The organism is Acidocella sp. (assembly GCF_027352905.1).
Taxonomy (GTDB): Bacteria; Pseudomonadota; Alphaproteobacteria; order Acetobacterales; family Acetobacteraceae; genus Acidocella.
In genome coordinates, this window is the sequence record NZ_DAIEIF010000054.1 from 18,681 (window position 1) to 28,683 (window position 10,003).

Annotated in this window: 10 protein-coding genes; 6 read left to right on the top strand and 4 right to left on the bottom strand. The window is 66.0% G+C overall.

The genetic code is table 11. The annotated features are described in order from the left end of the window. Positions 1 to 38: 38 nt before the first annotated feature. On the bottom strand, positions 39 to 674 hold the full coding sequence (gene hisH / locus M7H45_RS10535; RefSeq protein ID WP_298216748.1) for an imidazole glycerol phosphate synthase subunit HisH: 636 nt from the start codon (positions 672 to 674) through the stop codon (positions 39 to 41). Between the two features lie 5 nt (positions 675 to 679). After that, complete coding sequence (gene hisB / locus M7H45_RS10540; RefSeq protein ID WP_298216750.1) at positions 680 to 1,270, bottom strand: imidazoleglycerol-phosphate dehydratase HisB; 591 nt, start codon at positions 1,268 to 1,270, stop codon at positions 680 to 682. 92 nt (positions 1,271 to 1,362) lie between these two features. Here hisB and M7H45_RS10545 point away from each other — a divergent pair, with 92 nt between their 5' ends. The 3 genes from M7H45_RS10545 (at position 1,363) to M7H45_RS10555 (ending at position 3,807) form a co-directional block, all read left to right on the top strand. Beyond that, a complete protein-coding gene (locus tag M7H45_RS10545) occupies positions 1,363 to 2,556 on the top strand; it encodes a multidrug effflux MFS transporter (RefSeq protein WP_298216752.1) in 1,194 nt (397 codons plus the stop codon). Between the two features lies 1 nt (position 2,557). Beyond that, complete coding sequence (locus M7H45_RS10550; protein ID WP_298216753.1) at positions 2,558 to 3,313, top strand: gamma-glutamyl-gamma-aminobutyrate hydrolase family protein; 756 nt, start codon at positions 2,558 to 2,560, stop codon at positions 3,311 to 3,313. Positions 3,314 to 3,381: 68 nt separating this feature from the next. After that, on the top strand, positions 3,382 to 3,807 hold the full coding sequence (locus M7H45_RS10555; RefSeq protein WP_298216754.1) for a hypothetical protein: 426 nt from the start codon (positions 3,382 to 3,384) through the stop codon (positions 3,805 to 3,807). Positions 3,808 to 3,855: 48 nt separating this feature from the next. On the opposite strand, the gene M7H45_RS10560 is transcribed toward M7H45_RS10555, so the two are convergent. Next, the gene (locus M7H45_RS10560) at positions 3,856 to 4,665 is read right to left on the bottom strand and encodes a MipA/OmpV family protein (RefSeq protein WP_298216762.1); all 810 of its coding nucleotides are present in this window, start codon (positions 4,663 to 4,665) and stop codon (positions 3,856 to 3,858) included. 184 nt (positions 4,666 to 4,849) lie between these two features. Beyond that, the gene (gene scpB / locus M7H45_RS10565; protein WP_298216756.1) at positions 4,850 to 5,632 is read right to left on the bottom strand and encodes a methylmalonyl-CoA decarboxylase; all 783 of its coding nucleotides are present in this window, start codon (positions 5,630 to 5,632) and stop codon (positions 4,850 to 4,852) included. A 174-nt stretch (positions 5,633 to 5,806) separates the two neighbouring features. Between scpB and M7H45_RS10570 the strand changes: the two genes are divergently transcribed. From M7H45_RS10570 to efeO, 3 genes are all read left to right on the top strand, one after another. Then, positions 5,807 to 7,078 (top strand): carbohydrate porin, encoded by a 1,272-nt coding sequence (locus tag M7H45_RS10570; protein WP_298216757.1) that lies wholly within the window; start codon positions 5,807 to 5,809, stop codon positions 7,076 to 7,078. Between the two features lie 64 nt (positions 7,079 to 7,142). Beyond that, a complete protein-coding gene (gene efeU / locus M7H45_RS10575; protein WP_298216758.1) occupies positions 7,143 to 8,708 on the top strand; it encodes an iron uptake transporter permease EfeU in 1,566 nt (521 codons plus the stop codon). Continuing rightward, positions 8,695 to 9,909, top strand: a complete 1,215-nt coding sequence (gene efeO, locus M7H45_RS10580; protein ID WP_298216760.1) for an iron uptake system protein EfeO — start codon at positions 8,695 to 8,697, stop codon at positions 9,907 to 9,909. The genes efeU and efeO overlap by 14 nt, the downstream gene beginning before the upstream one ends. The last annotated feature ends 94 nt before the right edge of the window (positions 9,910 to 10,003 follow it).

Consider the following 10,003-nt stretch of genomic DNA (forward strand, 5'->3'; position numbering starts at 1 on the left):
CCAGCCTCTTCGCGCTTAAGGGGGGGTGGATCAAGGGGTCAGGGCGACCAGGCGAGGAAATTTCCCAGGATCGTCAAGCCGACCTCCTGGCTCTTTTCGGCGTGGAATTGCGTGCCGGCGCGGTTGCCGCTGGCGACCATGGCCACCACCTCACCCGCGTAATCGGCGGTGGCGATGATCTCGCCAGGATTGCCGCCGGCGAGGGCGTAGGAATGGACGAAATAGGCGTGATCGCCCGGGCGCAACCCGGCGAGCAAAGGATGGGCGCCTGGGGTGAAGGCCAGCTCGTTCCAGCCCATATGGGGCAGGCGCTCCCGGCCGGGGCGCATTTTGGCGATTTCGCCGCGAATCCAGCCGAATCCCGGGGTGACCCCGTGCTCCAGCCCGCGCTCCGCCATCAGCTGCATGCCCACGCAGATGCCGAGAAAGGGCGCACCCTGCTCCACCCGCTCCGCGAGGGCCGCGCCGAGGCCGGGCACGCTGGCGAGCCCGGCGGCGCAATCCGCGAAGGCGCCCTGCCCGGGCAGAACGATGCGGTCCGCCCGGCGCAACTCCTCCGGCCGCGCGGTGATGAACACCTCCGCCGCGATGTGCCGCCGCCGGGCCGCCAGTTGCAGACCGCGCAGGGCCGAGGCGAGATTGCCGCTCTGGTAATCCACCACCGCGACCCGCATGGCGGCTACAGCACCCCTTTGGTGGAGGGAACGATGCCGGCGATGCGTGGCTCTGGCATGACGGCGGCGCGCAGCGCCCGCGCCACGGATTTGAACGCGGCCTCCGCGACATGATGGGCGTTATGGCCCGCCAGCTGGCGGACATGCAGGTTGAAGAAGCCGTTGCCCGCGAGGGCGCGGAAGAACTCCTCCACCAGCTGCGTGTCCATCTCGCCCAGCATCGGCCGCTCGAAGCTCACCCCCCAGGCGAGATAGGCGCGGCCCGAAAGGTCGATCACCGCCTCCACCAGCGCCTCGTCCATCGGCGCGGCGGCCTGGCCGAAGCGCTGTATGCCCCGCTTCTCGCCCAAGGCCTGCTCGATGGCCTGGCCCAGCACGATGCCGACATCCTCCACCGTGTGATGCGCGTCGATATGCACGTCGCCCTTGGCGACGATGTTGATGTCGAACAGGCCGTGGCGCCCGAACGCCTCCAGCATATGGTCGAAAAAGCCGATGCCGGTGTCGATATCGGTCTGGCCGGTGCCGTCGAGATCGATGAGAACCGTGATGTCGGTTTCGCGGGTCTGGCGGCTCAAGGAGGCGATGCGTGTCATGCCGCTGCCCTACACCAGCCCACCCAAGTTCTCAACGCACCAATGCCGGCGCCAGGCTTTGCGGCGGCGATGTTTCTCTCTTTAAGGGGCGGATGAATCGCCCCATCACACCGAGACTGCCTTTCCTGCTCGGCGGGCTCATCGCGGTTGGCCCCGTCGCCACCGATATGTATCTGCCCGCCTTTTCCGCCATCGCTCATGACCTTCACGACCAATCCGCGCCGCAATATTCCCTCGCCGCCTATTTCGCGGGCCTGACGCTCGGCCAGTTGACGCAGGGCATTCTCTCCGACCGGCTGGGCCGGCGCGCGCCCTTGCTGGCGGGGTTCGTGATCTTCATCCTCGCCTCCATCGGTTGCGGGCTGAGCTGGAACGGCGCCTCGCTCTATATCTGCCGGTTTTTGAGCGCGCTGGGCGCCTCCGCCGGGGTGGTAATTCCCCGCGCCGTGGTGCGCGACCTGGCGGACGGCCCCGCCGCGGCGAAGCTGCTCTCCAAACTGATGCTCGCCATGGGGCTGGCGCCGATCTGCGCCCCGATGCTGGGCGCGGTCTGCGTAATGTTCATAAGCTGGCGCTTTATTTTCTTCATCTGCGCGATTTACGGGCTCGCCGCGCTGCTCGCCGCGTGGCGCTATTTGCCGGACACGCTGCCGCCCCAGCGGCGGGCGCGGCTGCGCGTCGGCGCCGTATTCACCCGCTACGCGGAGATTTTCAGCGAGCGGGGCTTTCTCACCCACGCCATCATCATTGCCTGCACCGCCGCCAGCCTGTTCGCCTATCTCGGCGGCACGCCTCAGATTTTCGAGGGGGAGTTCCACTGGTCCAGCGCCCAATACGCGCTGCTGTTCGGGATCAATTCCATCGCCTATATCGGCTACAACCAGCTCAACCCCGTTCTGGTCAACCGGTTCGGGATTCAACCGGTGATCTCGGTGATGACGGTCTGGCAGGTGCTGTGCGCGCTGCTGCTTCTGGCGCTGGCGCTCTCTCCCCGCGGCGCCCTGCCGCTGGCGGCGGCGTTGATATTGTACGAGGCGGCGTTCGGCCTGCTTTTCCCCTGCTGCATGGTGGGCGCCCTTTCCCGCCACCAGGCTCATGCCGGCGCGGCGGCGGCCTTGCTGGGCACGCTGCAATATGCCGGCGGCGCGGTGGCGGGGCTGGGGGTGGGCGTGCTGGCCGATGGCACCGCCCGGCCCATGGCGCTGGTGATGCTGGGAAGCGCCGCGCTCGCCGCACTTGCGGCGTTATACCGCCCCCGGCTAAGTTTCCAGCCTGCGGAGTCATGACATGAAAAACCCAATCCTCGTCGGTATTCCCGCCTGCACCAAGCTGATTTCCGGCTATATCCAGCATGCCACCCCGGCCCGGTACGGCGCCGCGCTGGTGCAGGCCGCCAATGCCATGCCGGTATTGATCCCGCCCGAGGGCGAGACGATGCTGCCGCTGCTGGACCGGCTGGACGGCGTCATGTTCAACGGCTCGCCCTCCAATGTCATGCCTATTTGCTATGGCGCGGATTATGACGCGACGCCTGACAGCCATGATCCGGACCGCGACGCCACGACCATTCCGATGATCCGGGCGGCGATGGAGCGAGGCATTCCCATTCTCTGCATCTGTCGCGGCATGCAGGAATTGAACGTGGCGCTGGGCGGCACGCTGTACCAGGAGGTTCACAAGGTGCCGGGGCGCATGGACCACCGGGCCGGCGATGGTGATAACGAATTCCGCTTCCGCCTCCAGCACGAGGTCGCGCTCTCGGGCGAGATGGCCCGGGTTTGCGGCGCGGAGATCATCCAGGTCAATTCCCTCCATGGCCAGGGCATCGACCGGCTGGCCGGCGGGCTGGCGGTGGAGGGGCTGGCGCCGGATGGCACCATCGAGGCCGTGCGGGTGGAGGGCGCGCGCAGCTTCGCCCTGGCGGTGCAATGGCACCCGGAATGGGAGGTGCTGAGCTACCCCGACCGGCAGCGGATTTTCCAGGCCTTTGGCGAGGCCTGCGCCGCCTACGCCGCCGCGCGCGGGGGGCGCCGCGCCGCCTGACGCCCCTTGGGCGGGGTCCCATTGCCGCCGTAATTGGCGTATATCCAGGACTCGCAAAGGAGGGTCAAATGGATATCCAGACCATCGACAATCAATATGGCCAGCTTCAATCCCAAGCCCAGCGGACGGTGATGGAATTGCAGGCCTTGGCGCGCAAGCTGCAAAGCGCGGCCCAAGCCGGCGACCAGAATGCCCGGGAGTGGCTGCTGGACCTCAAAGGCATCGCCTTGGCCATTCAGGCGGAGCAAAACCAGGTCGCCAATCTGCTGCAATCGCTTCATGCATTTGTTGCCAGCCAGGCGCAGCAGATGCCGCCGCAACAGCCCTGGGGCAACCCGCCCGGCTATGGCCAGCCTGGCTACCCGGCCTATCCCGCCTATCCGCAGCAAGGGGGCGGGATTCTCGGCGGCTTTCTCAATTCCGGTTTCGGCCGGGCGCTGGAGATGGGCGCCGGGTTTGGTATCGGCGAGGAGATCATCGACAAGATTTTCTGACCGCCCGGCCAGCCGCGCCCGGTGAACCGGCCGCGGCGTGGGCGCTGGTTAGAATTTATAAAGCCCGGTGATCGAGACGAATCCCTGGTTGCTGTTCTGGGTGATCGGGCTGTTGGAGGCGCTGGAGAGCAGGCGGGAGTAAGCCGCGTCTACGTTAATGATGACATGCGGGTTGATGAAATAATCGGCGGAAAGCCCGGCGCCCGTGGAATCCAGCCCGCCATGCGGCTTATAGTAGGAGTAGCGGGTGGAGGCGGCCTGCGTGTGGCTGACGCCGAAATAGGTATTCATGTAACGGGTATTGGCCCAGGTAAGGGTCGGCCCGAAAAACCAGGCGAATTTCTCCGAGCTTCCCGGCATCGGCATATAGGCGCCGACATCGCCGATATAGCCGTAGGAGGCGCCAAGCTGCTTGCGCTCATCCACCCGGATGGTGAGGGGAAAGCTCTTGGAGACGACCCAGGTGGCGAAAATCTTGATCTCGGGGGTGGGATGGATGGTGCCCAGCCCGTTCAGATCCCGGCCATCGATATGCGGGGAGCGGCCGAGATCATAGGTGATCGCCGCGCCGACGCTGATATGCCGGAAACTGAACAGGTTCGCGCCGATGCCCTCCCCGGAGGATAAGAAAAACCTGTCCTTATAGCGTATGTCGATCGCGGGGCCGGCCTGGATTTTATAACGCTCCAGCCCCGGGGCGGCGGGTTGCAGGCTGGTACCCAGCCCCAGCTCCACTTCCCAGGTCGGAATGGTGGGTTCGAACAATCTCTGTAATTGAATCCCGGAGGAATATTGCCACTCAGCCAGGGGGGAGGGGGTTTGCGCCAGCGCCGGGCCGGCCGCCGCGATCCCTCCCATCACAGCTGCGATTGCGCCCCAGACTTTTATCATACGCCCCATAATTTGACCTCGCCTTATTTTGTAATCCTTCCCACAGATGGGAAAGCAGGTCGCCTGCACAAGCACGAGCTTGTATCAGTTTCAGCGTTCAAACCAATGATTTAATTTATTTCAGGACAAATTTAATGTCCCAACCCCGCCCTCATCCTCGGGGCGGGAATTGCGGGGCCCGCCTTTCCGCGAAGGCGCGCAACCCCTCGGCGTAATCCGCCCCGCAATAGGCGTCGCGGCGGATGGCTTCCAGCCGCTCGGCTTCGCTGGGGGGCAGGGGCGCGGCTTGGACCAAGGATTGAGCCTGGGCCTTATAGGCGGAGATCGCCAGCGGAGAGCGCGAGGCGATGAGGCGCGCCATCGCATAGGTTTTTTCCTCCAGCTCGGCCGCCGGGGCGAGCAGATTCAGCAAGCCGAGCGCCGCGGCGCGCCCGGCGCCGATAGGCTCGGCGGTGAAGAACATTTCATTGACGATGTTGAGCGGCAGCCGGGCGAGGAATCCCTGGATGCCGCTGGCATTGTAAGGCAGCCCCAGCCGGGCCGGGCTGATGGCGAAGGCGGCGTTCTCATCGCCGGTGACGATGTCGCAGGCCATCATCAGCTCACAGGCCCCGCCCCAGACGGCGCCATCGAGCATGGCGATGACCGGGGCGCGACATTCCCGCACCGCGCGCACCAGCCGCCGCAAGGGATTATCGTAGGGCACCGGGTCCTGGCCGGGGGAGGGCAGCTCGTTGATATCGAATCCCGCCGACCAGGTTTTGTCCTTCACATCGTTGCGGAGAATGACGGCCCGCACGTCCTCGGCGCCGAATTGCGCCAGGGCGGCGAGTATTTCCGTGACGAGTTCGCCGCCGAGGGCGTTGCGCCGCTCATAATGGGCGAGGCGGATGATGGCGATCGTATCCAGCCGCTCGATTTTGATGAATGGCATGGGGAACCTCCATGGCGTCGCCGCGCGGGGCGCGCGGGTTTCGCAGACATATCATCTGAAGCGGGCGGGGCAAGCGGCGGCGGAAACTCCCCCGGCTATTGCGGCGCGGGCGGAAAGCCTGTATGCGATTAAGAATAATTCGCATCATGGAGGCGAGCAGGGATGCTGAGATCATTGAAATTCGCGCGACTGGCCGGATGGGCCGTGCTGGCCACCGCCTTGGCCGCTCCCGCCGGAGCCGAGGACCAGGATGAAACCGGCCTGCTGGGCGCGTGGGGCGGGCTGAAACCCGCCTTGGCCGCGCATGGCGTGACACTGGACATCTCGGATTCCGAAAACCTGCTGGGCAACGTCATAGGCGGCGTGAAAACCGGGGCGACAATGCAGGGCGTGACCACCATGACGCTCGATGTGGACACCGGCAAAGCCTTTGGCCTGCAAGGCGGAGCCTTCCATGTCTCCGCGTTGCAGCTGCACGGCCAGCCGTTGAGCGGCCCTTATCTCGACAACATCCAGGCCGCCAATGGCAATGAGGGCGAGAACGCGACGCGGCTATGGGAGCTTTGGTACGACCAGGCGACGCCGGATGGCCGGTTCGATCTCAAGCTCGGCCAGCAGAGCATCGATAATGAATTCATGGGCAGCGATGATTCGGCTCTGTTCGTCAACACCATGGCGGGCTGGCCGGTGGTTCCGTCCCTGGACCTCTATGGCGGCGGCCCCGCCTATCCGCTGAGCTCCCTCGGCCTGCGCGGCCAATACAAGCCCGATGATAGCGTCACGATCCTGGCGGGCGTGTTCGACGATGATCCCGGGGGCGGCGGCTTCGATGAGGATCAGCAGGCGCTCGACCCTGCCGGCGGGCGTTTTAACCTGAACAATGGCGCCTTGTGGATCGCCGAGATCCAATATGCGACCGAGGCTCTCGGGCTGCCCGGCACCTATAAATTCGGCGGCTGGTACGATTCCGCCACCTTCCCTGATCAGCGTTACGATGCCGAGCATCGCGGCAATTACAGCCTGTATGGGGTGGTGGATCAGATGGTGTGGCGCTCAGCCGCCAGCGCCAAGCGCAGCCTCAACCTGTTCGGCCGGATCATGGGCGCGCCGGATGACCGCAATTATATCGATTTCGGCTTCAATGGCGGCGTCACGCTCACCGCGCCATTCGCCGGGCGGGAGGATGACCAGGTGGGGCTCGATTTCGGCGTCGCCCATGTGTCTTCCCGGGCCGCCGATGCCATCGCCGATGCGGGGGGGCGCCGCCCTGGCGCGGAGTATCTCATCGAGGCGACCTACCAGGCCCAGGCCACGCCCTGGCTGCTGCTTCAGCCTGATCTGCAATATGTGATCCGTCCCGGCGGGGGAATAGACGACCCGCTCGACCCGCGCCAGCGGCTGGGAAACGAGCTGGTGGTGGGCCTGCGCGGCGTCGTCACGTTTTAGGCATCGCCCTCGTAGAATTTGAGAACGACTTGCAATCGCATTGCCTATACGCTAGGGCGCTCAAATGCTAGCGACTTTCATTATCGGTTTGCGCGAGGGGCTGGAGGCGGCGCTCATTGTCGGCATCATCGCCGCTTTCTTGAAAAAAAACGGCCGGCCGCTCGCGGCGATGTGGATGGGGGTGGGGCTGGCGCTCCTCCTCTCCCTCCTGGTCGGGGTGGGGCTGGATGTGCTGGAACGCGCTTTGCCCCAGGCGGAACAGGAGGCGATGGAAACCATCATCGGCGGCATCGCCGTGTTTTTCGTCACTGGCATGATCGTCTGGATGAACCAGCATGCCCGCACGATGAAGCGGGAGCTGGAAGCCCAGGCCGCGGCGGCGCTCGGCCATACCGGGGTGCTCGCCTTGGCGCTCATGGCCTTTCTCGCGGTGATGAAAGAGGGGTTCGAGACCGCCGTCTTTCTCCTCGCCACCTTTTCCGCCGCGCAATCGGCGGCGCTGGCGGCCTGGGGGGCGGTGCTCGGGATTCTTCTCGCCGTGGCGATCGGCTGGGGCATCTATATCGGCGGTGTCAAAATCAATCTCTCCCGTTTTTTTCGCGTCACCGGGTTTTTCCTCATTCTCGTCGCGGCGGGGCTGGTCGTCTCCGCGCTGCGCACGGCGCATGAGGCCGGGTGGCTAAATATCGGCCAGGACCGAACGCTCGACCTCGCCTGGCTGGTTACCCCCGGCACGGTGCGGTCGGCATTGATCACCGGGGTGCTCGGCATCCCCGCCGACCCCCGCCTCGCCGAGCTTTGCGGCTGGCTGGCCTATTTCATTCCCGTCACGCTCTATCTGTACTGGCCGCGGCGGTACCGCCCGGCCCCGGCAGCCACCCGGCGGCTGCGTCTCGCTTTGGCGGCGCTATGCCTCGCCGCGGCGGCCGGCCTGGCCCTCTTTCCGGCGCCCCGGCCGATGCTGGCGCCAGAGGCGCCGGTGGTGGCCGGGGACGGGTCGCTTCTCGGCACCGCCCGGCTCGCCGGGGGCGCGTTGCGGCTCGACCTGCAAGGCCGGCAGAGCGTGATCCCCTTGCCCGCCGCCGCGGCCAGCGTTGAAACGCGTGGCGGGCTGGCGGTGAAGACCTGGCATTTGCAAGGCGGCGGCGCGGTGGCCCAGGCGCCATCGGTTTTAACGGCGGAGCAACTGGTCGCGCTGAATGGCGGCCAAGTGCCGATCGGCCTCAATCCTCGCCAGCATCCGGGGCCGTACCACGCGGCATGGTCGGAGACGCTCCGCACGGATGTCTGGGCGGCGGATGGCGTGCTGATCGAGGCCCGGCACAGCGCCGCCCGCGCCGTCACGATTTCCGGCAGCGGGTTTTATAGCCCCCGCACCCTCACTTTGCCGCCGGATGGGACGGGCGCTTGGCGCGTGGCGGCGGAATGGAGCCGCGCCGCACCGGCGGCTCTCGCCCGGCTGAAGGAGGCGCGGCAGGCCCATCTCTTCTGGGGGCGCGCGATGCCGGGGGCGCTCGTCATCGCCGCGCTTCTTCTCGCCTGGCCGGCGCGCCGCGCAGGCCAGACCGTCAGCCGGGAACAATCCCATCTTTCTCCTCTCTATGAAGGACAACGAAATGTCACGGATTAGGCCCATACCGGCCCGTCTCCTCATTCTCGGCCTGGGCGCCGCCCTTGCCGGGGCGCCCGCTCTGGCCGGCGCGGCCACGGCCCCGGTGGCCGATGGCGCCGCGCAGGTTCATATCACGCTCACCGGCGAGAATGGCGGGGCCTGCATGCTGGATTATGACACGGCCAGGGCTGGACCGGTCACCTTCACGGTATCCAACAAAAACGCGACGGGACTCACCGAGGTGGAGATTCAAAGCGACAACCGCATCCTGGGTGAGAAGGAGAACCTCGCCCCGGGTCTGCCGCCGGTCAGCCTGACCCTCACGCTGGGCGGCGGCGCCTACCAAATCTACTGCCCGGGCGCCAACCGGGAGATGCTCGGTTTCACCGTCACCGGCCAGGCCGCCTCCGCCGCCACCGGTGACGCCGCCCAATTGCTGAACGAGGGGACGCAGCAATACGCGCAATATGTCGTGGGCGTGGCGGATGCCATGGTCCAGGCCGTCTCGCTCCTCAAATCCGATATCGATGCGGGGGATCTGGCCAAGGCCCGCATCCAGTACCAGCTCGCCCGCCCGTTTTACGAACGGATCGAATCCGACGTGGACGGGTTTGTCCTGCCCGGCCATCAGATCACCGATAACGCGGGCAGCCTGGATTATCTGATCGATATGCGCGCCTCCAGCCTCGACCCGAAGGTAGGCTGGCACGGTTTCCACGCCATTGAGCGCGATTTGTTTCTCAACGGCGCGATCACCGGTAAGACGAAGGCGCAGGCGGCGGAATTGCTGGCGAATGTGCAAAGGCTGGCGAAGCTCACCCGCACCCTCAGCTACAAGCCGGAAGACCTCGCCAATGGCGCGGCCGACCTGCTGGAGGAGGTGCAATCCACCAAGATCAGCGGTGAGGAGGAGGCGTACAGCCATATCGATCTCGTGGATTTCGCCGGCAATGTGGAAGGGGCGGAACAAGCCTTCGCCTTCCTGAAGCCCGGGCTGGAGAAGATCGACCCCGCCCTGACCGCGCGGGTGCAGGCCGAATTCGACAAGGTGATGGCGTTGCTGGATACGTATCGCGACCGGGAGCAGCCCGGCGGCTACAGGCTCTATACAGCCGCCTTGCGGCAGAGCGACGCGGCCAAGCTCAGCCGCGCCATCCAGGCCTTGCAAGAGCCGCTCGCGCGGGTGGCGCAGAAAGTGGCGACGGTGGACCAGCCATGAACCGCGCCGACGAACGCGTTTTGCCCCTGCGCCGGCGCGGCCTGCTGGGCGTGGCCGCGAGCGGGGCCGGGTGGGCCGCGGGCGCGGCGGCCCG